26 protein-coding genes are annotated in these 26,657 nt (G+C 33.7%); 15 read left to right on the top strand and 11 right to left on the bottom strand.

What is annotated here, in order from left to right:
• Positions 1-140 precede the first annotated feature (140 nt).
• The 4 genes from A0O34_RS12330 (at position 141) to A0O34_RS12315 (ending at position 4,993) form a co-directional block, all read left to right on the top strand.
• Positions 141-818: a response regulator transcription factor gene (locus A0O34_RS12330; RefSeq protein WP_066755025.1), complete on the top strand. Its 678-nt coding sequence runs from the start codon at positions 141-143 to the stop codon at positions 816-818.
• Between the two features lie 68 nt (positions 819-886).
• A complete protein-coding gene (locus A0O34_RS12325) occupies positions 887-2,155 on the top strand; it encodes a sensor histidine kinase (RefSeq protein WP_066755023.1) in 1,269 nt (422 codons plus the stop codon).
• 102 nt (positions 2,156-2,257) lie between these two features.
• Positions 2,258-3,673 (top strand): hypothetical protein, encoded by a 1,416-nt coding sequence (locus A0O34_RS12320; RefSeq protein ID WP_082891152.1) that lies wholly within the window; start codon positions 2,258-2,260, stop codon positions 3,671-3,673.
• 21 nt (positions 3,674-3,694) lie between these two features.
• Positions 3,695-4,993, top strand: coding sequence for an MFS transporter (locus A0O34_RS12315; protein ID WP_066755021.1), 1,299 nt, complete (start codon positions 3,695-3,697; stop codon positions 4,991-4,993).
• 61 nt (positions 4,994-5,054) lie between these two features.
• On the opposite strand, the gene A0O34_RS12310 is transcribed toward A0O34_RS12315, so the two are convergent.
• Entirely contained in the window at positions 5,055-5,267 is a 213-nt protein-coding gene (locus A0O34_RS12310; RefSeq protein WP_066755020.1) for a hypothetical protein, read from the bottom strand.
• A 524-nt stretch (positions 5,268-5,791) separates the two neighbouring features.
• On the opposite strand from A0O34_RS12310, the gene A0O34_RS12305 reads away from it, so the two are divergent.
• Positions 5,792-8,173 carry a patatin-like phospholipase family protein gene (locus A0O34_RS12305; protein WP_228394287.1) on the top strand — a complete coding sequence of 794 codons (2,382 nt, stop codon included), beginning with the start codon at positions 5,792-5,794 and terminating at the stop codon, positions 8,171-8,173.
• 69 nt (positions 8,174-8,242) lie between these two features.
• Positions 8,243-8,581 carry an FEKKY domain-containing protein gene (locus A0O34_RS12300; protein ID WP_066755018.1) on the top strand — a complete coding sequence of 113 codons (339 nt, stop codon included), beginning with the start codon at positions 8,243-8,245 and terminating at the stop codon, positions 8,579-8,581.
• A gap of 89 nt (positions 8,582-8,670) precedes the next feature.
• On the opposite strand, the gene A0O34_RS12295 is transcribed toward A0O34_RS12300, so the two are convergent.
• The 3 genes from A0O34_RS12295 to truA all read right to left on the bottom strand — a co-directional run bounded on the left by A0O34_RS12295 (position 8,671) and on the right by truA (position 11,717).
• Positions 8,671-10,431 carry an ABC transporter ATP-binding protein gene (locus tag A0O34_RS12295; RefSeq protein WP_066755016.1) on the bottom strand — a complete coding sequence of 587 codons (1,761 nt, stop codon included), beginning with the start codon at positions 10,429-10,431 and terminating at the stop codon, positions 8,671-8,673.
• 187 nt (positions 10,432-10,618) lie between these two features.
• Positions 10,619-10,957 (bottom strand): hypothetical protein, encoded by a 339-nt coding sequence (locus A0O34_RS12290; protein WP_066755014.1) that lies wholly within the window; start codon positions 10,955-10,957, stop codon positions 10,619-10,621.
• A 28-nt stretch (positions 10,958-10,985) separates the two neighbouring features.
• The gene (truA, locus tag A0O34_RS12285) at positions 10,986-11,717 is read right to left on the bottom strand and encodes a tRNA pseudouridine(38-40) synthase TruA (RefSeq protein ID WP_066755012.1); all 732 of its coding nucleotides are present in this window, start codon (positions 11,715-11,717) and stop codon (positions 10,986-10,988) included.
• 131 nt (positions 11,718-11,848) lie between these two features.
• Between truA and lpxK the strand changes: the two genes are divergently transcribed.
• From lpxK to A0O34_RS12255, 6 genes are all read left to right on the top strand, one after another.
• The gene (lpxK, locus tag A0O34_RS12280; RefSeq protein WP_066755010.1) at positions 11,849-12,871 is read left to right on the top strand and encodes a tetraacyldisaccharide 4'-kinase; all 1,023 of its coding nucleotides are present in this window, start codon (positions 11,849-11,851) and stop codon (positions 12,869-12,871) included.
• Positions 12,858-13,673: a purine-nucleoside phosphorylase gene (locus A0O34_RS12275; protein WP_066755008.1), complete on the top strand. Its 816-nt coding sequence runs from the start codon at positions 12,858-12,860 to the stop codon at positions 13,671-13,673. Before lpxK ends, A0O34_RS12275 begins: the two co-directional genes overlap by 14 nt.
• 104 nt (positions 13,674-13,777) lie before the next feature.
• A complete protein-coding gene (locus A0O34_RS12270) occupies positions 13,778-14,293 on the top strand; it encodes a TlpA family protein disulfide reductase (protein ID WP_066755006.1) in 516 nt (171 codons plus the stop codon).
• A gap of 3 nt (positions 14,294-14,296) precedes the next feature.
• Complete coding sequence (locus tag A0O34_RS12265) at positions 14,297-14,752, top strand: GNAT family N-acetyltransferase (RefSeq protein WP_185097262.1); 456 nt, start codon at positions 14,297-14,299, stop codon at positions 14,750-14,752.
• Positions 14,753-14,794: 42 nt separating this feature from the next.
• On the top strand, positions 14,795-15,892 hold the full coding sequence (gene dinB / locus A0O34_RS12260; RefSeq protein ID WP_066755002.1) for a DNA polymerase IV: 1,098 nt from the start codon (positions 14,795-14,797) through the stop codon (positions 15,890-15,892).
• A gap of 42 nt (positions 15,893-15,934) precedes the next feature.
• The gene (locus tag A0O34_RS12255; RefSeq protein ID WP_066755000.1) at positions 15,935-17,407 is read left to right on the top strand and encodes an alpha-amylase; all 1,473 of its coding nucleotides are present in this window, start codon (positions 15,935-15,937) and stop codon (positions 17,405-17,407) included.
• Positions 17,408-17,513: 106 nt separating this feature from the next.
• On the opposite strand, the gene A0O34_RS12250 is transcribed toward A0O34_RS12255, so the two are convergent.
• Positions 17,514-18,854: a carboxylesterase family protein gene (locus A0O34_RS12250; protein WP_066754998.1), complete on the bottom strand. Its 1,341-nt coding sequence runs from the start codon at positions 18,852-18,854 to the stop codon at positions 17,514-17,516.
• Between the two features lie 165 nt (positions 18,855-19,019).
• Positions 19,020-19,922: a helix-turn-helix domain-containing protein gene (locus tag A0O34_RS12245; RefSeq protein ID WP_066759679.1), complete on the bottom strand. Its 903-nt coding sequence runs from the start codon at positions 19,920-19,922 to the stop codon at positions 19,020-19,022.
• A 131-nt stretch (positions 19,923-20,053) separates the two neighbouring features.
• Between A0O34_RS12245 and A0O34_RS12240 the strand changes: the two genes are divergently transcribed.
• Together A0O34_RS12240 and A0O34_RS12235 are read left to right on the top strand one after the other, a co-directional pair.
• Entirely contained in the window at positions 20,054-20,458 is a 405-nt protein-coding gene (locus A0O34_RS12240; protein WP_066754997.1) for a cupin domain-containing protein, read from the top strand.
• A gap of 22 nt (positions 20,459-20,480) precedes the next feature.
• Entirely contained in the window at positions 20,481-21,533 is a 1,053-nt protein-coding gene (locus A0O34_RS12235; protein ID WP_066754996.1) for an NAD(P)-dependent alcohol dehydrogenase, read from the top strand.
• A gap of 160 nt (positions 21,534-21,693) precedes the next feature.
• On the opposite strand, the gene A0O34_RS12230 is transcribed toward A0O34_RS12235, so the two are convergent.
• Positions 21,694-22,062 (bottom strand): winged helix-turn-helix transcriptional regulator, encoded by a 369-nt coding sequence (locus A0O34_RS12230; RefSeq protein WP_066754994.1) that lies wholly within the window; start codon positions 22,060-22,062, stop codon positions 21,694-21,696.
• 81 nt (positions 22,063-22,143) lie between these two features.
• Between A0O34_RS12230 and A0O34_RS12225 the strand changes: the two genes are divergently transcribed.
• Positions 22,144-23,022, top strand: coding sequence for an NAD(P)H-binding protein (locus A0O34_RS12225; protein ID WP_066754992.1), 879 nt, complete (start codon positions 22,144-22,146; stop codon positions 23,020-23,022).
• A gap of 319 nt (positions 23,023-23,341) precedes the next feature.
• Here the strand turns inward: A0O34_RS12225 and A0O34_RS12220 are convergent, their stop codons facing one another.
• The 4 genes from A0O34_RS12220 to A0O34_RS12205 all read right to left on the bottom strand — a co-directional run bounded on the left by A0O34_RS12220 (position 23,342) and on the right by A0O34_RS12205 (position 26,649).
• Complete coding sequence (locus A0O34_RS12220) at positions 23,342-24,619, bottom strand: alkaline phosphatase family protein (RefSeq protein WP_066754991.1); 1,278 nt, start codon at positions 24,617-24,619, stop codon at positions 23,342-23,344.
• 180 nt (positions 24,620-24,799) lie between these two features.
• Positions 24,800-25,576, bottom strand: coding sequence for a T9SS type A sorting domain-containing protein (locus tag A0O34_RS12215; RefSeq protein ID WP_066754989.1), 777 nt, complete (start codon positions 25,574-25,576; stop codon positions 24,800-24,802).
• Positions 25,577-25,579: 3 nt separating this feature from the next.
• Positions 25,580-26,107, bottom strand: coding sequence for an ankyrin repeat domain-containing protein (locus A0O34_RS12210; RefSeq protein WP_066754987.1), 528 nt, complete (start codon positions 26,105-26,107; stop codon positions 25,580-25,582).
• Positions 26,104-26,649, bottom strand: a complete 546-nt coding sequence (locus tag A0O34_RS12205; RefSeq protein WP_066754985.1) for a YceI family protein — start codon at positions 26,647-26,649, stop codon at positions 26,104-26,106. The genes A0O34_RS12210 and A0O34_RS12205 overlap by 4 nt, the downstream gene beginning before the upstream one ends.
• Positions 26,650-26,657: the final 8 nt, after the last annotated feature.

Raw genomic sequence — 26,657 nt, 5'->3', positions numbered from 1 at the left:
CTTAAATAAACTTAAGTGTTAAAACCTTTGTGCCTAAATTTTTTATTAAATTTCAACATACAAATTCCGTTCAATATTGCTGAACGGTTTTTTTATATCTTTAAACCGAAGAATACGATATTTCAGTTTAATAATTTTATATGAAAATCCTAATCATAGAAGACCATAAGGAACTTGCAACCAACATCACAGATTATCTTAAAAAAGAAGATTACGTCTGTGAAGTGGCTTCTAGTGCAAAAGAAGCGTTAGAAAAAATTGAACTTTTTGAATACGACTGCATCCTTTTAGACCTTATGCTTCCTGACGGAAATGGGTTGGAAATCCTCAAACATATCAAAAATTATTCTCCATCTGCCAGCGTAATTATTGTTTCAGCAAAAAATTCTCTGGACACAAAACTTACAGGATTAGACGACGGCGCAGATGATTACGTAACAAAACCATTTTCATTGCCCGAACTTCATTCAAGAATAAAAGCGGTTCTCAGAAGAAAGACTCCGGAAGCTAACCGCATTTTAAGTTTTAACGAAATTACAATTGACCTGGAATCTAAAGAGTGTAAAATTAACGGTCAACTGCTCAATCTCACCAAAAAAGAATTGAATTTATTGATCTATTTCATTAATAATCAGAACAGAATGTTATCTAAACAAGCGATTGCAAGCCATCTTTGGGGAGATTACACGTACAGTATTGACAATGTAGATTTTGTCTATCAACATTTGAAAAACTTAAGAAAGAAAATTCTGGATTCAGGTGGAAAAGATTATCTGCAAACCGTTTATGGATTGGGTTATAAATGGATTGATAAATAAAAAATATTAGTAATAACATAATCATTGTAAAACTAATTTCTAACCTCTAAATTCTAACTTCTCATTAAATGAATTTAAGCTTCCGTTTTGCCAGAGCATTTACCTTTTTGGTATTTTTTGTCCTCGTCACAGGCTTTGCTATTTTGTATTTTGCTTTTGAAAGAGCAACAATGCGTTCTGCCATTCTGAAATTGGAAGATTTAAACGAATATGTCACTCATAAATTGGAGAAAGATTCGGCTTATGATTATTTAAAATCTCATCATCGACAAACTCAGGTTAAAATTCTTCCGCCTGATACAAAAATCGCCAAAGAAAAAATTATTGAGGAAAAATATCTCTGGAATAAAAGCATACAGTCCTATATCAACCGAATTTCCGTTACTACCTACCCTGTTATTCATCAGAAAAAATATTCTATTACGAGCGTAAGATATATCACGATTATCGAAAACCGTTTTATGATGAGCATTATCATGGTTGTAGCGTGGATCATGGTTTTTCTTGTCATTCTCACGATTATTGTGAGTGTTTTAGTTTCAAAAAAAATTCTCGATCCTTTTTATCACGCGATGGATGAAATTAAAAAATTCAGATTGAGAGATAACAGCCCGATGAATTTAATGGAAACAGAGACTGAAGAATTTAAATCATTAAATAAATTTCTCTTAAAAATGTCCGAAAGCTCCAAAAAAGATTACAACGTTTTGGAAGAACTTTCAGAAAATACTTCCCACGAATTACAGACACCGTTAGCTTCTATTAAAGGTAAAATAGAATTATTAATGGATAGCGAACTTTCAGAAAATCAATTGATCACACTTTCTTCGATGAATGATGAATTGGACAGGCTTTCATCTATCAATCAATCTCTAATTCTTCTTGCTAAATTGGAACATTTTGAAAAAAATGATTCACAACTGATTAATTTTTCGGAATTATTAAAAGACAGACTTCATTATTTTGAGGATTTATTTGAAATTCAGAACCTTACTTTGGTTAACGAAATTCAGGATGATGTATATCTTAATTTTGATGAAAATTTGGCATCTATAGTTATTAACAATCTTATCAACAATTCAAAAAGGCATAATATCGAAAACGGAAAGATTTTTGTAAAGCTTACAGAAACTTATTTTCAGATCTCAAATACAGGAAATCCGCCCACAATTTCTACGGAAGAATTATTCAAAAGATTCAAGCGAGGAAATCCCAATCAAAATTCCATTGGGATTGGTTTGGCGCTTGTGAAGAAGATTTTGGAGATTTATAATACTGAAATTTCTTATCATTTTGAACATAATTTACATACTGTCAAAATTAATTTCACAAAATAATTAACTGAAATTCAAAAACATAACAACAAAAATTCAAATTCTGTGAAAACTTCAAAATTTCTTCAGAATTTATTTCTTGTTTAGGCACAAGTAAAAACGCCTATGAAAAAATTACTCTTACTTTTCGGTTTAACTGCAGTGCAATTCGCCTATAGCCAAGACACGATTAAGTCCGAAAAAAAGATGGAAGAAGTTCCAACTGTAGAAAAGAATCCGTTGGATATTGGAGAGCTTAAAATCAACCTTAATCAAAAAGGTGATAAATGGTTAAAATTCGGAATTTCGAGTCAAATCTGGCTTCGAAGTATCGATAATAATCCGGGAACGGCCGTCAATGGAGTTCCGCAGGATCAGACGTATGATGCGGGAATCCGAAGAATGAGATTGATTATCCAAAGTCAGTTAACGCCGTTCTATTCTGTCTTTTTGCAGATGGGAATTAATAATCAAAATTTTATTTCTGGCGGAGGAACTGGAACAGGAAATAACGGAGCAGGAAAAAAAGCACCTTTCTTTTTTCATGATGCTTACAATGAATTTGCTATTATTCCGAGAAATGATTTTCAGACAGGAAAACCTAATAAGAATAATCTTTATTTGGGAGCGGGACTTCATTCATGGAACGGTGTGAGCCGAATGACGAATGCGAGTACAACTAAAATGCTTGCGGGTGATATTCCTGTTTTTAATTTCCCGACAATTGAAATTGCAGATCAGTTTTCAAGACAATTCGGAGTTTTTGTTCATGGGGAATTTGACAGAATTAATTATCGTTTCAGTGTAAACAAACCTTTTGCAACCAATCTGAAACCCGCTGTTGGCGGAGTTGCTGTTGATAACAACCAAAGCGGAAAATTGTCTTATGCAGGATATGCTTATTATCAGTTTTTTAATAAAGAAGTTACTTCTACATCATTTTTAGCGGGAAATAATTTAGCTGCAAAAAAAGTACTGAATATTGGAGCAGGTTTTTATACCAATAAAGATGCAACGCAATCTCAGCCTACAGAAAACGTTTTTGAATCTCATGATACCAACATTTTCGGAGCAGATGTTTATTCTGAGCTTCCATTAGGTGATAAAAGTAAAGAAATGGGACTTACGCTCTATTCTGTTTTCTATAATTATAACTACGGCCCAAATTATCTGAGAGTAAGCGGAATTATGAATCCCGGAACTGTTGATGCAACATTTACAGGCGAAAAAGCTTTAGAAGGAGCCGGAAACAATCGAGTTTTGATGGGAACAGGAAATATATGGTTTTCCCAAGTAGGTTTTGTACTTCCTAAATTCAGCAAGATCGTGAAAGTGCAGCCGTTTTTTAATTATGCTCTTAAAGATATGAAAGCATTAAACCAAAGCGGAAGCTACTACGACATCGGCGCTAATCTTTTTTTATACGGTCAAAACGCAAGAATTATTGCTCAATACAGCAGCAGACCGTTATATGATACCGCTTCAAAAAGAATTTTTGACAGAAAAGGAGAATTTTTACTGTCTTTTCAAATTGTACTTTAAAAAATTTAATATCTTACCCATATGAACGCTAATACTACTCAAATTACAACTGCCCAAAGGATAAAAGCCATTGTGGGCGGTTCTATAGGAAACTTGGTAGAATGGTATGACTGGTATGCATACGCTGCCTTTGCCATCTATTTTTCCAATTCATTTTTCCCGGAATCTGATCTTAATGCACAATTAATGAACACAGCCGGAATATTTTTCGTCGGATTTTTGATGCGTCCCATCGGAGGATGGATGTTCGGAAGTATCGCCGATAGAATAGGAAGGAAAAAAGCAATGACGCTTTCAGTTTTGTTAATGTCATTCGGATCTTTGTTAATTGCTTTAACACCAACTTATGATACAATAGGAATCCTAGCCCCTGCTCTACTTCTTATCGCCCGATTATTACAGGGATTAAGTGTGGGTGGAGAATACGGAGTTTCGGCAACCTACCTCAGCGAAATGGCAACGGAAGACAGGCGAGGCTTTTATTCAAGTTTTCAATATGTGACGTTAATTGGCGGACAATTAATCGCGTTGGGAATACAGCTGGTTTTACAAAAATTAATTCTGACAGAAACTCAATTAGAAGATTGGGGCTGGAGAATTCCTTTTGTAATTGGAGCTATTCTTTCGGTAATCGCATTATATTTAAGATCAAACCTTCATGAAACTGAAGCTTTTGAAAATAAAAAAGATGTAAATGATAAGAAAAAAGGAACCATTAAAGAACTCCTTAAACATCCACAAGCTCTACTTACCGTAATCGGATTGACGTTGGGAGGAACATTGGCTTTCTATACTTACACCACTTATATGCAGAAATTTTTGGTGAATACTGTTCATCTTACTAAAGAACAATCTACATTAATTTCATTTATCTCTTTATTTATTTTTGCCTGTTTACAACCTGTTTTTGGAGGACTTTCGGATAAAATCGGAAGACGACCTTTATTATTAGGTTTCGGAATTTTGGGAACGATATGTACTGTTCCGTTACTTACGGCATTAAGTCATACAACTTCTATGTGGACGGCATTCTTCCTGATCATGGCAGCATTAATTATTGTGAGCGGATACACTTCTATCAACGCTATCGTAAAAGCAGAACTTTTCCCTTCAGAAGTGCGTGCCCTAGGAGTAGGTCTACCTTACGCCTTAACCGTGGCGATATTTGGAGGCAGTGCAGAGTATATTGCGTTATGGCTAAAGAAATTTGGAGCCGAACATTATTTCTATTGGTACATTACTGCATGTATTTTGTTTTCATTGCTCGTGTATGTGCGAATGAAAGACACCAAAGAAAATTCGACGTTGGATAAAGATTAAATTTATTCAAACATGATAAATAATACGCGGCTCAGGTTTCCTGAGCCGCGTATTTTATTTTTTAGCTATAAGCTTGTCTGAATTTTACAATAAGTTCATCCAGGTAGTGACGTTGAACATAGACAGTCTTTACATCCTCATATCTTGGGGATTTATAAAAAACCTCGTGAAAGTCCATGCTACCGTTACCTACCTTTACTACTTTCTGTACTTCGATATTCAATTTTCTTAACTCGTCTCTGAAGACCTGAAATTCATCTTGTATATTATTCATTTATATTTTGGGGTTTAATTAAAAAAAGCATTCAATTATATCAAACACCCTACCAATTATTAGAGTAGTCGTTCAATTTCACATTAAAATTAATAAATTTTTCGATACAAACATAATGTTTCGTTAAGATTTTATCATTTAATTTGAAAATATCAACCATTTTTCGTAAAACACCTATACAATCCATAGATTTGGAATTCCTAAAACTTTAACAAAAATTATCATAACTCTTGCTAATAAAAGGATTTTTATTTTTAATGATTCTAAGCTTAACAATATTTTATATACTTAAAACATTATTTTAAAACTTTTGATGATGATTTAATTAAAAATATTGAGAATAGAAATTCAGAGTCTTTATTATTCAAATATTTTAGAAAAATATTCTCATTTAAATCACTGTTAACAGGATAAAAAACTTTAAAAAAAATAATATAAGCAACTAATATAAACCATTTTATGATTTTTAATTAATATAAATCAAAAATCAATCTTTGAATTTTTTTATATTTTTGGAAAAAAATATGATGAAGCAATTTTTAATTATTTTCAACATCATCTTTACTTATATATTGCTTCCCGCACAGGATTCTATAAAAACCACTCCAAAAGTCATTACCAGCAACACCAAATTCGGTCTTGCTCTAAGTGGTGGTGGCGCAAAAGGATTCGCTCATATAGGAATTTTAAAAGTAATAGATTCATTGGGAATTAAGGTCGATTATATCACCGGAACCAGTATGGGTGGGATTTTAGGCGGTTTGTATGCCATGGGATATAATGGAGACCAGCTTAAGAAAATTGTGTACGACACAAATTGGAAAAGAGTTTTAAGCAATAAGATCCCTTACAATAAGGTAAATATCAGCGAGAAAGATGAGTACAATAAGTATATCATAGAATTTCCGGTTGAAGGTGGTCTGCCTTCATTACCGAGTTCTTTTATAGAAGGACAATATATGTCTGAAGTACTCAATACACTAACCTTTCCTGCCAAACATATTAACGATTTCAGCAAGCTTCAGATTCCTGTACAACTTACCTCTTCTGATATTGTAAATGGCGGACTTGTAATGCAGAAAAAAGGCTCCCTTCCATTAGCAATACGTGCAACATTAGCTATTCCTGCAGCCTTTGCACCGGTTTATATTGATGGTAAACTTCTTGTAGACGGTGGACTAGACCGTAATTTTCCGGTACAGGAAGTAAAAGATATGGGTTCAGATTATATTATTGGTGGGTATACCGGGTTTAGACTTTTCACAAAAAAGGAAATAGAAAATCCCATGAAAATGATCTACCAAACCCACGCTTTCCATTCCGTTCAGGATTTTAATCAACAAAAGAAAATGTCTGATATTTTGGTTGATTTTGTAGCTCCTCTCAATGATTACACTACAAAAGATTTCAAAAATTATAAAGAAATCATTAAAATCGGAGAGCAGGAAGCAAGAAAACACATCCCGGAATTTATTGCTTTAGCCAATGAACAGCGTAAACTAGGAATTATTTATGATCATAAACTAATTGAAGAAATAAAAAAACCAACCATAAAATTCACTTATAGTGAAGACAACGGAACACCTTTAAATAATCATTCTGAAGTTGAAAGTATTAAAAGCTTAATGGGTTTAAGTGAAGGAAAATATTATGATGCAAAAACAGTAAACGAGTCTATTGATAAGGTTTTTGGGATGAGGCAATACGAAAAGGTGTATTATACTTATACCGATTCTGAAGACGGGCTCATTATGAATATATTTATAAAAAGAGTAAAAGCAGGTGCTTTTAAGCTTGCATTACATTATGATAACGAGCAGTCTGTCGGTATTATCGTTAACTATACTTATCGAAATATTGAAAATAGATTTCGCGCCTTAGCCACTTTAGACATTTCAGAACGTTTCAAAGGTCGTTTGCAATTTCAAAAATTTATGGATAAGAATTTCCGTTGGTGGATAAGTGCTGAAGGAACCACCTCTCACCTGAAAAGTAATGATTTCCTACTTCGGGCAAGTAATGAATTTGATAGCGAAACAGTTAATTCCAATTCCTCTGATTTTATTTACAGAAATACAACTGCCAATACAGCAATTAATTACATAATTACTCCAAACTCAATGGCTTCATTGGGAATGGAATATAATACAGAAAAACTGAATCGTTCAGCAGATAAAATAGGCCAATTTATAACGGGTTACAGCTATGATAATAAGGTATATCAGCATAATAATTTTGATCTGTTTTTTAAATTCAATCAGAATAGTTTAAATGAAAGATATTATCCTACTTCTGGAAACAATCTGCAGATTATAAGTAAATATTATTTTGGAGATCAGTATAATTTATATGATCTAGAAAATATACAACCGGCACTTTATAATTATTTGAATCCGGCTGATTTGTATTATTATATTCCAAAAAACTTATTAAGCTTAGCAATTAACGAAAACTTTGTTTTTCCCGTCACTAAAAATATTTCGATTAAAGCCAATGCATTTTTAGGGACTCATTTTTCATCTAAAAATTCAGATCAGAATTTAGAAAAAACTCCTTATCTTTTTTTAAATCAAAAATATAATCTTGGCGGAAGCGAATACAATTTTAGCGGAATAAACCCAGAGTTCAACGGTTTGCGACAAAAAGAAGTGCCCACAAATTCATTCGCTAAACTGGGTGTGGATATTCAATACAACCTTTATAAAAATCTTTATCTTACGCCTTCTTTTCATTATGGCAGAGCAAGTAACGATCTTTCACCCTTCACAAAAGAAGGTTCTGACATTTATGGATATGGTCTTAATCTAGGATATGAATCAATTTTAGGCCCTATCAATATTAATGTTTCCAAAAATAATGCGATTAATTTTTGGAGAGTATATTTCAGTATAGGCTTTAAGTTTTAATTACTATTTTAAAATTAAATAAATTTAACCTCCACCTGAATTTTGAATCTATAAGTTATAGAACCATATATGAAAAACTCAAAATTATTTCTTTTACTGATTGCATTATCCTTTTCAGGCGTAAGCTTTGCGCAGAAAAATAAAGATGTTAAAGTAACTATTAAAGATAAAAATGGAAAAAGAGACGTAGAAATCTTACCTCATTTTATTCAATTCGGGATCATGTCGAAAAATCATGAAGCTTTCAGGAAAAAATATAAGGTTGATGTTGTTTATGAAAATTGTGTGATTAGTCCAACCATTTCAAAACAAGCGGAGAAAAATAATTTAGCCCTAGCGAAAAGTCTAACTGATAAATACGGTGAAACTTGGAAAAAAGATCTTGGAATTATCCCTTATGGATTATAGATTCTTGGCTTTCATCAAACATTCAAGCATAAAAAAAGATACTTTATAATAAAGTATCTTTTTTATTTTAAACTAAAAATAATTTTAGCTTAATTATTTTCAACAACCTCACTCTCCTCTACTTCATGTCTCAACTGAGCCTTGTAAAGAGTGGAATAATATCCGTTTTTGTCTAATAATTCAAGGTGTTTACCTTCTTCTACAATCTTCCCATGTTCCATGACGATAATTTTATCGGCTTTTTCAATGGTTGAAAGTCTGTGGGCAATAATAATTGACGTTCTGTTTTTAGTAATTTTCTCTGTCGCTCTCTGAATCAGTTTTTCACTTTCGTGGTCAATAGAAGATGTTGCTTCATCCAGAATTAAAATTTTTGGATCAGATAAATAAGCTCTTAGGAAAGATAACAATTGTCTCTGACCTAAAGAAATCGATGAACCTCTTTCACTCACCACATATTCATATCCTCCGGGAAGACTTTCAATAAAATCATCAACCTCAATTTCTTTGGCGCCCGCTTTTATTTTTTCTAGCGTAATCGTATCATCCCCAAAAGCAAGATTCTCAAAAATACTTCCATGGAATAGGAAAACATCCTGCAATACGACTCCGATATGACTTCTTAAATTATATAATTCGTAATCTTTAAGCTCAACATCATCAATAAATATTTCACCGGAATTAATATCATATAATCTTGTAATCAAGCTAATAATGGTAGATTTTCCGGCTCCGGTTGCTCCAACAATCGCTACGGTTTCTCCCGGATTCACTTTAAAATCAATTCCTTTAAGAACTTCCTGCTTCTCATCATATGCAAAACGAACTTCTTTGAATTCAATTTTACCGTCAAAATGATCTTTCTCCACTTTTCCAGTGTTTGGCATTGCGTAATCTTCATCCATCACTCCAAGAACTCTTTCTGCACCTACAATTCCACGTTGGATATTGTTGAAACGGTCTGCGATCTGTCTCAAAGGACGAATCAACATTGAAATATATTGAATAAATGCAATAACAACCCCAGCACTAATTGTGATATATCCTCCATAAAACAGGATAAATCCTATAAAAAGTGAAGAAATAAGTTCAACCACAGGAAAGAATAATGAGAAGATAAAAACAGTTCTCAATAATGCTCCTTTTAAGGTAATATTAATATCATCAAACTTTTTATATTCAGCCTGCTGTCTGTTGAACACCTGAATAATAGGCATTCCTGCTAATCTTTCCTGAACAAAAGAGTTTTGATTTGAAGTCCAAGTTCTTTCATCTCCAAAAGCTTTTTTCAATCTTTTTTGGAAAAATCTCGTAATCAAAACCATTAAGGGTAAAATCGCCAACGTAATATAACTCAAATGAACGTTCGTGCTGAACATCATTATCAACACAAAAACGATTCTCAAAATATCCCCGAAAACCATCAGGAAACCGTCGGTATAAACCGTCGCAATGGTTTCCACATCTCCTACAGCACGCGTTACGAGCTGCCCGATTGGCGTTTTATCAAAAAATGATGTTCTGAAATAGATCAGTTTAGCATATAATCTTTCTCTGATATCTCTGATAACATTCTGAGAAATATAATTAGAGAAATACACTAAGAAAAAGTTTAAAACAGTTTCAGCAAAAACCAAACCTACCAACAGATAAATATGCTTCATCATCAAAGCCTTATCGTGAAGTTTGGTAATATCGTTATCTACCACCTGCATGGTAAGGTACGGCCTGTAAGTAGAAACGATGGAAAGAAATATAGAAATTACCAAAGTTATGATAAACCACGAACGGAATTTCATCCCGATGAAGAATAATCTTTTGATAATTGCCCCGGTATCTTGTTTTTTCATTGTAGGAATTGAAGAAAGGAATTAAATAAAATTCTTTTGCAAAAATAAGACTTTAAAATTTGTCTGCCTTTACAACTTCATCAAATAGTAATAGAAAATATCAGATAGCTGATATTTATGGTATAGATAATTTTTGGTTTTTATAAATCTTAATGTCTTAAATACCAATCTTAGTCACCATCATTTATTATTCTTTATTTCCAATTTCTTCAATTTCTAAAGAAGGTTTTCTTATCATTTCCTTTGTAAATTTCTTTTCAAGATAGGTATGAAATGCATACACAACACCAATAGCAAATAACCAACTTATTAAATTAACCAATGTAAAACCGCTATAGTTATTATCGTTCAAACTTCCTGGATTTGTAAGTCCTTCATAAATTGCATAGCAAAAAAGAAATAAAATCTGAAATCCAAGATAAATTCCAATCGCTAAAAGTCCGAAATGCCATTTCGTTTTTCCAAACCTCTCCGCAAGGCCGGCATAATACCTGTAAGCTCCAATAATTATAAAAATTGACACCATAATGTTTTAGTTTTTTTAATAGTTTTATTTAAAATTCATATCCAACATCCACCAAAAACAAACCTTGTGCAGGAGCAGAAGTTCCGGCAGAATTTCGGTTTTTATTTTCAATGACATTTCGTAGTTCTTCAGGTTTTATTTTCCCTGAACCTATTTCTACCATGGTTCCTACAATCGCACGTACCATATTTCTAAGAAAACGGTTCGCAGAAACAGTGAATTTTAATTCAGTCCCGTTTTGTTGCCATTCTGCTTTGTACATTTTACAAAGATTGGTTTTATTGTCGGTATGAAGTTTTGCAAAACTTGTAAAATCATCATATTCAAATAAGATCTTACAGGCTTCATTCATTTTATTAATATCTAAAGGTCTTCTCCAATGTTGCCAGGCAGAATCTTGTGTAAACGGATTTTTTTCCATCGAGATATAATATTCATATGTTCTGAAAGTAGCATCAAAACGTGCATGAAAATCATCTTTAACCTCAAAAATTCTTTTGATGGAAATATCAGCCGGAAGAAAACTGTTTAATCGATGAGAAAACTGATCATTCAACACCTGATCGGTATCAAAATGAGCAAATATTTTCTTGGCATGAACGCCAGTATCTGTTCGTCCGGCGCCTGTTGTCTTAATTTCTTCTCTTAAAATAGTGGAAAGTGCCTTTTCCAATTCTTCCTGCACGGTAATAGCAGTCGGCTGGATCTGATAGCCGAAATAATTTTTGCCGTTATAGGAAAACTCAATAAAATACCTCAATGTAATAAAATAACTCTACAAAAATACTTTAATTTAATGATAATCATGAACTCATTTATCAAAATAAATGTTGAAAAATCATTGTTAATATTTAGCCAAATACTTTTGAAAATCCTTATTTTTGCAAGCGTATGAAAAGATGGTACCTCTATCCTTTTTCCCTCGGTTATCATATGGTAACGGGTATCCGAAACACAATGTATGACCTGGGAATTTTTAAATCTACGAAATTCAAGACTCCGATAATTAATGTCGGTAACCTCTCCGTGGGCGGAAGCGGAAAATCGCCAATGGTGATGTATCTTGCTCAATACCTTTCTAAACATTACAGAACAGGTGTGCTTTCGCGCGGTTATGGAAGACTTACAAAAGGTTATGATGTAACGAATTACGAGAGTAATTATAAAACTGTAGGCGATGAAGCAATGCAATTATTTGAACGTTTCAAAAACCGTTTTGTGATTGCCGTTTCTGAAGAAAGAGTTCCCGGAGCCAAAAAAGTCATTGAAGATATGGATCTTGATGTTTTGGTTTTGGATGATGCATTTCAACACAGAGCAATCAAGGCAGGGTTTAATATTTTGATGACTGATTTTAATGATCCTTTCTTTAAAGATCATTTGCTTCCTGCTGGAGATTTGAGAGAATCCAGAACAGGTTATAAAAGAGCAGACATCATTATGGTCAGCAAATGTCCTGATGAACTGACAGAAGAAACCAAGCAGTATTATATTTCCAGAATCAGACCGGATCGTACCCAAAAAGTATTCTTTTCATCCATCGGGTATGACGAAAATGTGTACGGAAAAGAAAAAATGCTTCCTGACAACAACCTGAATTACTATGATATTCTGTTAATTACAGGAATCGCCAATCCGAAGCCGTTGTTGGCACATTTAGCCAAATTTTCACAACGAGTAAAGCATTTAAAATTCAGAGATCACCATAATTTTACAGAAGATGATATTAAAAAGATCATTGCCGATTATAAAAAATTAGGTGAATACAAATTGATCTTAACAACTGAGAAAGATTATGTTCGTTTGAAATCCTTTGATTATCTTAGAGACATCGTTTACTATTGGCCTATTAATGTAGTGATCGATAAAAAAGAGGAATTCAACCAAATCATCTTAGATTATGTTAGAAAATAGTAAGCAGACCGCTGATTTCATTAAAAATATTATTCAGGATATTCCTGATTTTGCCATTGTTTTAGGATCTGGATTAGGAAAACTTCAAGACGAGGTGGAAGCTATTCATATTTTAGAATATAAAGACATTCCTAATTTTCCTCAAACCACGATTGTAGGTCATGGCGGAAAATTAATTTATGGAATTCTGGAAGGCAAAAAAGTATTGATGATGAGCGGCCGTTTTCATTATTATGAAGGTCATTCTATTGAAACTGTTACTTTTCCTATCCGAATTTTTCATTTATTAGGAATTAAAAACCTGATTCTTTCTAATGCTTGTGGTGGAGTAAATCCTAATTTTAGCGTTGCAGATGTTGTGATTGTAAAAGATCATATCAACATGATGCCCGAACACCCGCTTCGTGGAAAAAATATAGACTCTTTTGGTCCTCGTTTCGTTGATATGAGTGAACCTTACAACAAAAAGATGATTGCAGTAGCAGAACAAGTTGCCTCAGAAAATAATATTAAATTTCAACAGGGAGTTTATGTTGCTTTACAAGGCCCTACTTTTGAAACTCCAGCTGAATACGGAATGATCAAAGCCATCGGTGGCGATATGGTCGGTATGAGTACCGTTCCCGAAGTTATCGTTGCCAAGCACATGGGAATGGAAGTTTTTTGCGTTTCCATTATTACAGATCTTGGTGGGCCGGACATTGCCTTTGCCGTTTCTCACGAAGAAGTATTAAATGCTGCCAATAAAGCAATGCCGAATGTTATTACGTTGGTAAAAGGTTTGGTAAAGAACTATCAATAAGCATTTATAGAAATTCTCAATCTCTTAAATTTTTGCTAAATAATAAGAAACCAATCTCCAATTGCGTTTCATTGTTTAGATTTGCATTAAATGTAATTGAAAAAATGAAAAAGTTATTATTACTATTGATGATGTGTATTTTTGGACTAGGCTGTTCTCAAAAGATCCCAACAGTTCTTAAAACTAAATTTTCTAAAGAAGCTTTAAGTCAAAAACTGGAAAATGAAGAAGGTAAAAGCGTTACCATTCAACAAATTCTGGATCAGCATAAAGGAAAAGTTTTAGTGATTGATTTTTGGGCCGGATGGTGTAGAGATTGTTTAAATGCACTTCCAAAAGCTAAAGAATTAGAAGAAAAAAACAAGAATATCGATTTTGTATTCCTTTCCTTAGACCGATCAAAAGAAGGATTTAATAAAAGTCTTGAAAGATTCGAAATGAAAGACAAAGAGAATTACTGGTTTTCTTCCGGCTGGAAAAATGATTTCAATAATTATATTGACCTTAACTGGATTCCAAGATATATGGTGATCGATCAAAAATCTGCGATTGCAAAATATTATGCTATTTCTCCCGAAGATCCTGAAATTCAGACAACCATAGATAAGCTTTTAAAATAAATTATGATTGTAAGAAAAGCTACAGAACAGGATTTAGAAATACTTTTAGAGTTTGAACAAGGTATTGTTTCTTCGGAAAGACCTTTTAATGAAACTTTAAAGGATGGCAAAATTCACTACTACGATTTACATGCTCTTATTCTTTCGCCAGATGCCCATTTAGTGGTTGTTGAAGAAAATAACGAGATCATCGCATCAGGATACGCTTTGATTAAAAAGTCTGAAAAAAATTATAATAACTTCAAAGAATACGGTTATCTCGGTTTTATGTATGTAAAGCCTGAACATCGAGGAAAAGGAGTCAACCAGTTAATTGTAGATGCACTTATTTCTTGGGTAAAAGATAAAGGTATTTCAGAAATAAGACTGGATGTTTATGATCAAAATGAATCTGCCGTAAAAGCTTATGAAAAAGCAGGTTTTGAGCCACTACTTCTTACGATGAGATTGAAATCATAATAATTCGATCATTAAAAATAAATGAATCCATATCTTTGTGATATGGATTTTCCTTTTCCCCTTCGTAAAATTATTCATGTTGATATGGATGCATTCTATGCTTCCGTGGAGCAATATGATAATCCAGCATTGAGAGGAAAACCCATTGCTGTTGGAGGCGAACATCGTGGTGTAGTTTCTGCGGCCAGCTATGAAGCAAGGAAATTCGGTGTGCGTTCTGCGATGTCTAGTAAAATAGCAAAAGAAAGATGCCCGCATTTGATTTTTGTTCCGCCTCATTTTGCACGTTATAAAGAAGTTTCAAAAAAAATTCGGGAGATTTTTCATGAATATACTGATCTTGTAGAACCTTTATCTTTAGATGAAGCCTATCTTGACGTTACCGAAAATAAAAAAGGAATAGAATCTGCCAATCAGATTGCTAAGGAAATTCGTCAGAAAATATTTGAAGAAACAGGGTTGACAGCTTCTGCCGGAATTTCCATTAATAAATTTTTAGCGAAAGTAGCTTCCGACATTAATAAACCGAACGGACAAAAAACCATTCATCCTGATAAAATTGAAGCTTTCCTTGAGGAATTACCTGTTGAAAAATTTTACGGCGTAGGTAAAGTTACGGCTAACAAAATGTTTAGTTTAGGCATTTATAAAGGAAAAGATTTAAAGAAAAGATCCGTCGAAGATCTTACAAGAATGTTCGGTAAATCTGGCGGATACTACTACAATGTTGTCCGCGGAATTCATACTTCCGAAGTAAAACCTCATCGCATTCAGAAAAGTGTTGCGGTGGAAAGAACATTCTTTGAAGATCTTTTTGATGAACAGCAGATTAACGAAAAACTGGAAAGTTTAAGCGCAGAACTTCATCAACGCCTTAAAAAAAATAATATTCTCGGAAGATCTTTAACCTTAAAAATTAAATATAAAGATTTCTCACTATTTACCCGAAGTATCACAAAAGAAGAATACTTCAATTCCCCTGAAGAATATCTTAAAACATCAAAAAAACTTTGGGAACTTCGCCCCTTTGACAAAGCTGTAAGATTATTAGGGCTATCTCTTTCTCACCTTAATACAGAGGAAAAAAAGCAGATTTCTATTCAACTAAAGATACCGTTTGAAGAATTTGAAAATCAATAATGAATAAATTTCACTAAATTGTATTGACCAAATTTACAATACATGAACCAAACGATGATTCAGTTTTTCCATTGGTACTCGGAAGGAGACGGAAAATTATGGAAAGAAGCAGAGAAACAAGCAAACTATTTATCTGAATTAGGAATTACATCCATTTGGCTCCCTCCTGCTTATAAAGGAACAAATGGCGGCTACTCGGTCGGTTATGATGCGTATGATATATTTGACTTAGGTGAATTTGACCAAAAAGGAACTGTTAAAACAAAATACGGAACAAAAGACGAATACACTAAAGCTATTAAAGCTTTAAAACAACAAAACATCCAGATCATTGTTGATATTGTCTTGGGGCATAAAGCCGGCGGTGACGAACTGGAAAAATTCAAAGCGGTAAAAGTTGATGAAAACAACAGGGAAAAAGTGATTTCTGATGTTATCGAAATAGAATCTTATACCAAATTTACATTTCCAGGAAGAGGAAAAAAATATTCTAATTTTGAATGGAACTTTACTTGTTTCAGCGGTGTTGATTTTGCTGAAGGAATGGATTCCCATATCTTCAAAATCCAGTCTGAATACGGAAACGACTGGGAAGAAATGATCGACGATGAAAAAGGAAATTATGATTATCTGATGTATAATGACATTGAACATCGTAATCCTCATGTTCGCGAAGAGCTTAATAACTGGGCAAAATGGTATTTTGATCAGACTGATTTTGACGGTGTAAGACTTGATGCTTTAAAACATATTTCTTTTGATTTTTATAAAGAATGGCTCACCCTACTTCGCTCCAATTCAGGAAAAAACATATTTGCTGTGGGTGAATATTGGGCTCCGGGATATTTAGCCTTACTTCAAAAATATATCGAAGTTACAGAAGGTGCCATGAGTTTATTTGATAGCTCATTGCAGAATAATTTTCACACTGCATCCAAAGAAGGTGGCGATTACGACTTGAGAAGAATCTTTGATGAAACACTTACCCAAGCTGATCCGCTGCATTCGGTAAGTCTTGTTGATAATCATGACACACAACCTTTACAGGATTTGGAAGCGCCCGTTGAAGAATGGTTCAAACCTCTTGCCTATGCTTTAATTTTATTAAGAGAAAACGGTTATCCATGCATTTTTTATCCCGATTTATTTGGCGTTCATTATATCGATAAAGACAAGGAAGGAAATGATCAGGAAATATTTCTGAATAAAATTGATGGTATTGAAGAATTATTAAAAGCCAGAAAGGATTATGCTTATGGCGTTCAAAAAGATTATTTTGAAGATGCTAATTGTTTGGGTTGGGTTCGTGAAGGTGATGATGAACATCAAGGTTGTGCTGTCGTTCTGAGCAATAAAGAAGCCTACAACAAACCGATGGAAATGGGCGAAAAATATATTGGACAAATCTTTTACGATTTTCTGGGAAGGTCTGAAGAGAAAGTAACCATCGATGAAAAAGGATTCGGGAATTTCCCTGTTCCGGCAGGAAATGTGAGTGTCTGGATTCCTGAATAAAATATTTAAACATGAATAGCACGAAGGTTTTAAGCACTAATATTCACAAATAAAATTAGTGTCATTTGTGAAAATAATCTGTGTTATTCGTGTTTAAAAAATAAAACTAAACTTTTCGGAGTTCCAGCATAGAAGGCTTTTCAAATGATTCTGATAGAGTTCCGTTGCGTGCAAATTCTGCCCAAAGAGCTCTTAATCTCTGTCCATTCTCATGAATATATTTCCAGGGAACGTCTTTTAATAAGCCTGAAGATTTCCATGCATTTTCATTTCCAAATAACAAAGGAAGATCGAATGCGTGGGCAGCCCCGAAAAAATTATTGATCAATTTTGAATGAATTCTGAATAGATAGATATTTCCTCCCGCTTCAGCATAGTTTTCAGCAAAAGTCTGAGCGGGTTTTCCATAAATAATTTCTGTCGTTGCCCGAATCGCTTTATTGAGAATCTTTTTTCCAAAACCTTGATTAAGGTATTTATTCATCGAGTCGGAAGCTTTAATATAAAATGAAGTTTCATCATCATTTAAACCAATTAAAACATCATATTTTCTGGCACTTTCTTTCCATTTTTCCATAGATTCTTCTTCATTACACAAAGGCGGAAAACCATATTGTGCCCCAAAAGGCATAGCTGCTTTTAATCCATATTTGAAGAAAGACGGGACAAAGTTTTTATAGTTTTCTACAATCTCTAAAAGATCCGTATCAGCTGTAAATCTTTCTGTTTTTTCTAAAAATTCGGTGAGCATTTTTTGACGGTGATTTCGAAGTCCTAAAGGTGCACTTTGAATAATAACTCGTTGAAATAAATTTTCCACACCATCAGAAATCATCAGATGAGCAATCGCATCACCACCGGAAGATTGCCCCAAAAGGGTAATGTTTTCAGCATCTCCACCGAAATCATTAATGTATATTTTGATCCATTTCAACGCTTCAATAATATCAAATAATCCTAGATTGGCAGGTCTTTTTTCACTTCCGCCCAAGAAACCGAAAAACCCTAATCGATAAGAAACCGTGACAACAATAATGTTTTGCTCTTTTACCCAATCTGTAGGATCAGCCGTTGACAAATCACCACAACCGATTTCATAAGATCCACCATGAATCCAAACGACAACGGGTAATTTTCCATTTTGATCAAGATTTTCAGGTCGATAAATTGATAAATATTGCGTTGATTCTTCCACCTCAAAAAGATCGAGATCTATTTTCCCAATCATCTTTTCTAATAACGGACTGATATTTTGTGGACAAACCGGAGTTCTTTCGGGAAAGATAATTTCCAAATCTGATGGCTTTTCAGGAACTGGTTTTTGAAACCTTTCAGAATGCGCGTAACGAATGCTTTTGGCTTTTAAAATCCCATTTTCTTTTATAGCTAAAATTTTCCCAAAAGAGGAATGAAAGGTGTGAGTTCCAATATTTTGTTGTGTTGTCATTTGATGTTGGCTTTAAACAGATTTTAAGCTTATTTCAATTACAATTTACAAATTTTGTTTTTTGTTTAAACACAAATGACACAGATTTCTATAGCACTAATTTTCACAAATGAGAGGTTTGTGTTATTTGTGAAAAACATTAGTGAAATTAGTGTTTAAAAAGACTTAGTTCAACATTTTATATTCACTTGGAGAAACACCGACTTTAGTTTTGAATAATCTTGTGAAATGCTGCGGATATTTAAATCCAAGATCATAAGAAATTTCGCTGATGGATTTTTCAGGATTGAAAATCTGTTCTTTCGCAACATCAATCAATTTATTATGGATAAACTCCTGCGCTGAAATTCCCAACTCTTTTTTAATGATATCTCCAAAATAGTTTGCTGAAAGATTAAGCTGTTCCGCAAAATAATTAACCATCGGAAAACCAAAGTTTTTAGGTTTATCAGATTTTAAATATTCGTCCAAAAGATTTTCAAACTTCCCAATAACTCCCTGATTGATATGATCTCTCGTGATAAACTGACGATCATAAAAACGCATACAGTAATTTAAAAACAATTCAATATTATTGACAATTAATGACTTACTGTGTTTATCGATTGACTGATCTAGCTCGAGTTTAATATTTTTAAAACATTCTAAAATAATTTCTCTTTCCTTTTCAGAAAGGTGTAATGCTTCATGAACATCGTAGGAAAAAAATGAATACTCCTTTATATTCTTCCCTAAATTGGTTCCTTTAATCAGATCAGGATGAAATATCAAGGCAAAACCTGCGGGCTGAATCTGCTTTCCTTTGTTGTAAATTCCATACGTTTGCCCAGGCGCAATAAAAACCAAAGTTCCTTCCTGATAGTCGTAACTGTTTTTCCCATAAAACATATCTCCACACATTACATCCTTCAAAAAAACGGTGTAAAAACCAAACGTTCTTTTGTGCTGGCTAATAGGATCAGATTTTGAAAAATCAACTACGCTAACCAAAGGATGTAAGGTTTCCTGATTGGCCATTTTATTATATTCCGAAACACTATTGTAGATTTCAACCTCTTGATCTTCCATAAATTCCATTTTTAATCTTATTCAAAATTACCACTTTCTTTCGTACCTTTTCTCGAGTCTGTAAAAATGGTAGGTATTTCAGTAAATTATATAAGTATAGTTCATCTAAAAGTATCGACTTTTGCATTGTTATGGAAACATTTAATACTACTATTTTTCCTAAAGGAGAAAAAGCGCCATCTGAATATTTTTCAGGCGGAACTGCATGGGTAAAGATTTTAAAACCCAATGCAGACGAACTTAACTGCCAGATCGGGAATGTAATTTTCGAGCCACGCTGCAGAAATAACTGGCATTCTCATGGAGGCGGACAGATTTTAATTGTAACTTCAGGAACAGGTTTTTATCAGGAAAAAGGAAAGCCTGCGCAAGTTTTAAAAGCAGGAGATGTTGTAAATATACCTCCTCATATAATCCATTGGCATGGTGCAGGTCCGGATAGTGAATTAACACATATCGCCATTAATCCTAATACACAAAATGGTATTGTAGAATGGATGGAGCCTGTAACTGACGAAGAATACAACAATTTATAAACTAACTTAAATAAAAAATCAAATGAGCACATTCACAGTAAAAGCTTTCGCAGCAGAGTCTACGACGGCAGATTTAAAAGAAATGAACATTGAAAGGAGAGATACAACACCCAACGATGTAGAAATTGATATTCTATATTGCGGAGTTTGTCACTCTGACCTTCATACAGCAAGAAACGACTGGGGAGGAACAATGTATCCGGCAGTTCCGGGACACGAAATTGTAGGTAGAATTACAAAAGTAGGAAGCGATGTTTCTAAATTTAAAATTGGAGATTTGGCAGGTGTAGGGTGTATCGTAGATTCTTGCGGACATTGCGACAGCTGTAAACAAGATCTTGAACAATATTGTCTAAACGGATTTACAGGAACTTATAACGGAAAAGACAAGCATTTGGGAGGTCATACTTTCGGAGGATATTCTCAAAAAGTAGTTGTAGATGCGGATCACGTTTTAAAAGTGCCTGAAAATTTAGATCTTGCAGCAGTTGCACCACTTCTTTGTGCAGGAATTACTACTTGGTCTCCTTTGAAACACTGGAACGTTGGTCCAAATTCTAAAGTTGCCGTTGTAGGCCTTGGAGGTTTAGGTCACATGGCAATTAAACTGGCAAAAGGTTTAGGCGCTGAAGTTACTTTATTCTCAAGAACTCCGGGAAAAACGGAAGATGCAAAGCAATTGGGAGCTGATCATGTTGTAATTTCTACAGATGATACTCAAATGGATTCTGTAAAAGGAAAATTTGACGTAATTATCGATACTGTTCCTTATGTACACGATGTAAATCCTTATGTTACGACTTTAAATATCAGCGGAACGCTTGTTTTAGTTGGATATTTAGGAGGTTTGGAACCTATTTTGAATACTGTTCCAATGATTTTAGGAAGAAAATCTGTTGCTGGTTCTGTGATCGGTGGTATTGCTGAAACTCAGGAAATGCTTGATTTCTGTGGTGAGCATAATATCGTTTCTGAAATCGAAATGATTAACATGCAAGACATTAACGGAGCTTATGAAAGAATGCTGAAAAGCGACGTGAGATACCGTTTCGTAATTGATATGAAATCTTTGTAAAAAATTTTTCATTTATGAGTATTAAGACTGTTTACGTATGTAAGCAGTCTTTTTTATAGGTTTTGGCTGAAGCCACATTTGATTATTTTAATTTTGAAAATAGGTTAAAGCCCATTCCTATTGATGCTTTTTAAGATCTTTAGAAAAAAATTCTATCCAATTATCCACATTTATATTTTCCGTCCATATCTTTAAATGCCCATTCTGCCATTTGATGAATGACAGGGATTAATCCTTTTCCAGATTCACTTAATTCATAGGTTACATGAGGAGGAATGACCGGTTTAGCGGTTCTGATCACCAATCCGTCTGCTTCCAATTGTTTTAAATGCTGAATCAACATCTTTTCGGTAACTGCAGGAATTGCACGTTTTAGTTCGCTGTATCTTTTATCTCCGTTTGAGAGATGATATAAAATAATAGGTTTCCAGAATCCACCGATTTTTTCCATTACATAGGTTACCGGACAAAGATCGAGTGCATATTTCTTATTTTGCTGAATAGTTGAGCTTTCTTTAATGGCTGTCATATTACATACTTTAGGGTAAGTACTTGTATAAAAGTAAGTACAAATATACCTTTGTTCTCAGAAATAAAAAAATATTTACATATGAAAATTACAATCACAGGTTCATTAGGAAATGTAGCAAAACCATTAGCTCAACAATTAATTGCAGAAGGTCACGATATCACCGTAATCAGCAGCAACGAATCTAAAAAAAGTGAAATTGAATCTCTTGGAGCAAAAGCAGCCATCGGTTCTATTACAGATCTAGATTTTTTAGTTCAATCTTTCGAAAACGCAGACGCAGCATTTTTAATGACTCCTCCGAATATGGGTGGAGTGAATATTATTGAAAATACCATTAATGCAGGAAAAAATTATGCTGAAGCCATTTCAAAAACAGGCGTAAAAAGAGTCGTAATGTTAAGCAGTATCGGTGTTGAATCTCCTGTAGAAACAGGTCCGATAAAAGGACTTCATCATATTGAAAAATTCTATAATAATTTAGAAAATACCTCTGTAACCTTTTTAAGAGCCGGATATTTCTACATTAATTTCTTTAATGATATTCCGTTAATTCAAAATGCAGGAATTATTGGTGCGAATTATCCTGAAAATATAAATGTTCCATTAGTTCATCCCGTTGATATTGCAAAAGCTGCGGCAGAGGAATTAGTGAAAAATTCTGAGGGTAAAAATGTAAGATATATTGTAAGTGATCTTCGTCCAGCTTCTGATTTTGCAAAAGTTTTTGGAACAGCCATCGGAAAACCAGAATTACCTTGGGTTGAATTTAAAGATGAAGATTCTCTAAAAGGAATGTTACAAGCCGGACTTCCTCAGGAAATGGCTGAATTATATACCGAAATGGGAAGAGGCGTAAGAACGGGTGTTGTTCAAAAGGATTTTATTGAGCATGGTTCGGTAGTGACGGGAGATATTAAGTTGGAGGAGTTTGCGAAGGAGTTTGCTTCTAAATATTAATTATTTCTTTTGTCTTGAAACAAAAGAAACAAAAGTTCAAGACTTGGAAAATTCCGCTAAAAATGACTTCTGTTCACTAAAAATTCTAAAACTCGTGCGGATTTAGTATTAGTTTATTATTTAATTTTTATCCCGCACTCAAACAGTAGAATTTTCTTAACGTTCACTGAAGTCATTTTTTTAACGCTCCATTTTCCTATGTCGTTTTATAAACAAGTTTCGGCGAGCCTTTGGCTCGCCGAAACTTGTTGTTTTTCATTTTTGATAAATAGGGTTTTCACCCTATCCTCTCATAAGTCGTCCCTTCGGGACTCCCTGCTTATTTCTTCAATGTTTCTTTTAACACTTTGAATTTCCCATCAATCGGCTGAGTAATTTTTAACCCTAAGATTTCAGCAACTAAAGGATAAACATTCACGTTTGAAAACTCATCGATCACAACATTATTTTTGAATTCAGGTCCCCAAGCAAAGAAAGTCGCTTTCATTTCAGGAACAAGTCTTGGATTATAACCATGTTTTCCTACTGATGTTTTTTTACCTTTTTCTAAAAATATTTTCGGAGCTTTTGGAATTAGAAGAATTTGTCCAATTCTATTATATTGATCGTCTTTGGTTCCAAAATGTAAATATTTAGGAAGCTTTTTATCTAAATAAACTTCGTAATCATCCGTTTTATTAGCTTTCAATTCTTTATAAACAGCTTTAACTTCGGAAGAATTTTTCACCACCACTCTCAATAATGTCTGGGAATTATAAAAATCAAATCTGTTTTTATCTAAAAGTAACGCCGGAATTTCAAGAGGAGTTCCACCATCAACTTTTATCATTCCATGATCTGAAACAAAGATGAAATTGACATTTTTTAATCCTAAATCATTAACCTTTTGAACCAGCTCTCCAATTGCTTTGTCAATTAAATGAACGGCATCTTCTGTTTCTTTAGCTTCTGGGCCAAAGTGATGTCCACTTCCATCCACTTCAGAAAAGTATAATGAAATAAAATGAGGTCTTTTATCCATTGGTAGTTTTAACCAATTAACCACTTTATCCACTTTTTCAGAAGGAGTAAATTTTTCATGATAAGGATAATAATAGGTTGGTCTTGTTCCACCAGCATCACTTGCAGAACCAACCCACATTAATGAAGCTGAGACCATTCCCTGCTTTTCAGCCAATCCCCAAAGTGGCATTCCACCGTACCAACTTCCATCTTCTGCATTTTTTCTATCACTCATTGCATACATTTCCTTTCGTTTATAGTCATAGAAAAAATTATCTACTAAACCATGATGAGCAGGATATAATCCGGTAATTAAACTCCAGTGATTCGGAAAAGTGATGCTCGGATAACTCGGGATCATTGCCTTTGCCTGAATGCCTTCATTTGAATATTTTAAAAGATTTTCTGCGTTATATTTTTTAGTATAATCATATCGAAAACCGTCTGTAGAAATCATGATTACATAAGGTTTTGTTTGCGCCTCAACCGTATTATATCGATTAGGAATAACTATTTGAGCAGTATCAACAGGTGCTTTTTGAGCAAATATTGTTAATGACATCAAAAGCATTAAAAAATGTAATCCTCGCTTCATTATAAAAATTTTCGGCAAAGTTACAGCGTGTTCTTCTGAGAGAAAAGTTTCCTAGGTTAAAAAATTATTAAAAGCATTTTTTAGAATTAATGTAAATAAATTATTCTTTGTGACCACGTTAACTGACGTACTACTTTTCTAATATTAAAATAAAAAAGCCACTTTTCAGTGGCTCTTAATTTATTCTTTAATTAATTTCTCGTAAGATAACGTTCCATCTTTCAATTTAATTTCAAAATAATAACTTCCTGTTTTTAAATCAGCTACATTAATGTTTTCTCCGTCTATTTTTACAGATTTTACTTTTCTTCCTGTTGATTCGTAAATATCAATAGATTTGATTTTATCAGCATTTTTGAAATTCACAGTTTCCCTTGCAGGATTTGGATAAAGAACAACTTTTTTGCTTTCCATAGCTAGATCGTTGGTTCCTAGAGTTGCAGTTTTATTTAGAATGGCATATCCTCTGTTTCCAAACCCATGATAATTAGCCGCTAAAGTCGTTGAAGGACCTTTTGCAAAGAAAATATTTACTGGTCCTGCCGAATTCGTAAATGCAGTATCTCCCGAGCTTCCAGCAAGAGATCTTGTAGCAATTATAGTTCTTATACCTCCAGAAGTTGTGTTAGATGTGATCGTCCAATCTTGAGATGCATCCGCGTTGGGCGTAGTACCTACTCCGGCAAAAGTATAGTCAAGATTAGAATTGGTAGTCGAATTAGAGTTATAAATAAATCCATCAACTCCAGTTCCCATACCTCCTGTAGTTCCTGTTCCTCCAAAACCTATTCCTAAGTAGGAAGTGTCTGCACCGGTAAGTGTAAGTGTCGCTAAAGTGGAAGAAGTATCCAACTTTACAGTCATTCCTGTAGATCCGAGACTTACTGTCCCTGAACTAAACTGTGCTCCTACAGCGCTTGCAAGAGCTAAACTTAATGTGAGTAAAACTTTTTTCATATGTTAATTCTTTAAGAGGTTGATAATTTCTTTGTTGTTTGTTTGTAGAGCATATTCAAAAGGAGTCATTCCCATTGAATCTTTTTTAGATTTATCTGCTTTATGTTTCAGCAATAATTCTATGAGTTCTTTATTTCCGAATTTCACAGCCCAGAAAAGAGGTGTAGATCCTGTGGCATCTGCAATATTTGGATCAGCATTTTTATTTAATAAATACTCAACCAAATCTTTATTATACTTTACAGAAAGCCCCGCCAAAGCAGTGCCTTCCTGACTTTTATAGTTGATATCTTTTACGTTATCCATCAAAAACTTAGCCACTTCTGTGTTGCCTCTGTAGCATGCTAAAATGAGAGTAGAAAAGCCTCCTTCATTGGTTTCATTGATGATATTCGGATTTTTTTTCATCAAATCTTTAACCTCAGCCACGCTACCACTTCTTGCAATATCAAAAATTGATTTTGCTTTTTCCTGAGCTGATACAAATGAAAAGCTCAGAAAAACACTTACAATTACTATTAAATTTTTCATTGTTTTGATAATACATAATCATACTTAACATTCACGTTCTCTGCAACTTTTTTAGAAACCATTTTAGGAATAGTTACATTGTGATCTGCAGGTCTTGCTACAAAACCTCCCTGAATATAAATCTTCCCGTCTTTTGCATATACTGTTGCTGATGAAGCAACCGCTTTATCTACCCCATGGAAATTAAGTTTTCCCTGTATGGTATATTTTTGTGGTGATGCAGAAAGTTTAGTTTTATCAAAATTTACAAGCTTACCCGTAAAAGTCGTTTTAGGATATTTTGCTGATTCGGCATAATTTTCATTGAAATGCTCTTCCATTAATTTTACAGTGAATTTATAATTCTTCACAGCAGAAACAGAAGCTATTTCTCCGGTATCGGCATTCAGAATAACAATATTATTATTATCTTTTGCACTTACATCTTCAAATAAAGGAACTGAAGCTTCAAAACTTACCTGTCCTGTTTTCGAGCTATATTTTTGAGCCCATGCAAGATTACTACACAGTAACGATACAATAATTACTACTACATTTTTCATTTTTCTAT

Source organism: Chryseobacterium glaciei, assembly GCF_001648155.1.
In the GTDB taxonomy this organism is placed as follows: Bacteria; Bacteroidota; Bacteroidia; order Flavobacteriales; family Weeksellaceae; genus Chryseobacterium; species Chryseobacterium glaciei.
Note: the sequence above shows the minus strand (reverse complement) of the source record. Positions and strands in the feature narration are given on the sequence as shown.

Excerpts from the sequence above, each read along its gene's own strand:
- A0O34_RS12330 (WP_066755025.1), top strand. The coding sequence starts at position 141 with ATGAAAATCCTAATCATAGAAGACCATAAGGAACTTGCAACCAACATC.
- A0O34_RS12325 (WP_066755023.1), top strand. The coding sequence starts at position 887 with ATGAATTTAAGCTTCCGTTTTGCCAGAGCATTTACCTTTTTGGTATTT.
- A0O34_RS12320 (WP_082891152.1), top strand. The coding sequence starts at position 2,258 with ATGAAAAAATTACTCTTACTTTTCGGTTTAACTGCAGTGCAATTCGCC.
- A0O34_RS12315 (WP_066755021.1), top strand. The coding sequence starts at position 3,695 with ATGAACGCTAATACTACTCAAATTACAACTGCCCAAAGGATAAAAGCC.
- A0O34_RS12310 (WP_066755020.1), bottom strand. The coding sequence starts at position 5,267 with ATGAATAATATACAAGATGAATTTCAGGTCTTCAGAGACGAGTTAAGA.
- A0O34_RS12305 (WP_228394287.1), top strand. The coding sequence starts at position 5,792 with ATGATGAAGCAATTTTTAATTATTTTCAACATCATCTTTACTTATATA.
- A0O34_RS12300 (WP_066755018.1), top strand. The coding sequence starts at position 8,243 with ATGAAAAACTCAAAATTATTTCTTTTACTGATTGCATTATCCTTTTCA.
- A0O34_RS12295 (WP_066755016.1), bottom strand. The coding sequence starts at position 10,431 with ATGAAAAAACAAGATACCGGGGCAATTATCAAAAGATTATTCTTCATC.
- A0O34_RS12290 (WP_066755014.1), bottom strand. The coding sequence starts at position 10,957 with ATGGTGTCAATTTTTATAATTATTGGAGCTTACAGGTATTATGCCGGC.
- lpxK (WP_066755010.1), top strand. The coding sequence starts at position 11,849 with ATGAAAAGATGGTACCTCTATCCTTTTTCCCTCGGTTATCATATGGTA.
- A0O34_RS12275 (WP_066755008.1), top strand. The coding sequence starts at position 12,858 with ATGTTAGAAAATAGTAAGCAGACCGCTGATTTCATTAAAAATATTATT.
- A0O34_RS12270 (WP_066755006.1), top strand. The coding sequence starts at position 13,778 with ATGAAAAAGTTATTATTACTATTGATGATGTGTATTTTTGGACTAGGC.
- A0O34_RS12265 (WP_185097262.1), top strand. The coding sequence starts at position 14,297 with ATGATTGTAAGAAAAGCTACAGAACAGGATTTAGAAATACTTTTAGAG.
- dinB (WP_066755002.1), top strand. The coding sequence starts at position 14,795 with ATGGATTTTCCTTTTCCCCTTCGTAAAATTATTCATGTTGATATGGAT.
- A0O34_RS12255 (WP_066755000.1), top strand. The coding sequence starts at position 15,935 with ATGAACCAAACGATGATTCAGTTTTTCCATTGGTACTCGGAAGGAGAC.
- A0O34_RS12250 (WP_066754998.1), bottom strand. The coding sequence starts at position 18,854 with ATGACAACACAACAAAATATTGGAACTCACACCTTTCATTCCTCTTTT.
- A0O34_RS12245 (WP_066759679.1), bottom strand. The coding sequence starts at position 19,922 with ATGGAAGATCAAGAGGTTGAAATCTACAATAGTGTTTCGGAATATAAT.
- A0O34_RS12240 (WP_066754997.1), top strand. The coding sequence starts at position 20,054 with ATGGAAACATTTAATACTACTATTTTTCCTAAAGGAGAAAAAGCGCCA.
- A0O34_RS12235 (WP_066754996.1), top strand. The coding sequence starts at position 20,481 with ATGAGCACATTCACAGTAAAAGCTTTCGCAGCAGAGTCTACGACGGCA.
- A0O34_RS12230 (WP_066754994.1), bottom strand. The coding sequence starts at position 22,062 with ATGACAGCCATTAAAGAAAGCTCAACTATTCAGCAAAATAAGAAATAT.
- A0O34_RS12225 (WP_066754992.1), top strand. The coding sequence starts at position 22,144 with ATGAAAATTACAATCACAGGTTCATTAGGAAATGTAGCAAAACCATTA.
- A0O34_RS12220 (WP_066754991.1), bottom strand. The coding sequence starts at position 24,619 with ATGAAGCGAGGATTACATTTTTTAATGCTTTTGATGTCATTAACAATA.
- A0O34_RS12215 (WP_066754989.1), bottom strand. The coding sequence starts at position 25,576 with ATGAAAAAAGTTTTACTCACATTAAGTTTAGCTCTTGCAAGCGCTGTA.
- A0O34_RS12210 (WP_066754987.1), bottom strand. The coding sequence starts at position 26,107 with ATGAAAAATTTAATAGTAATTGTAAGTGTTTTTCTGAGCTTTTCATTT.
- A0O34_RS12205 (WP_066754985.1), bottom strand. The coding sequence starts at position 26,649 with ATGAAAAATGTAGTAGTAATTATTGTATCGTTACTGTGTAGTAATCTT.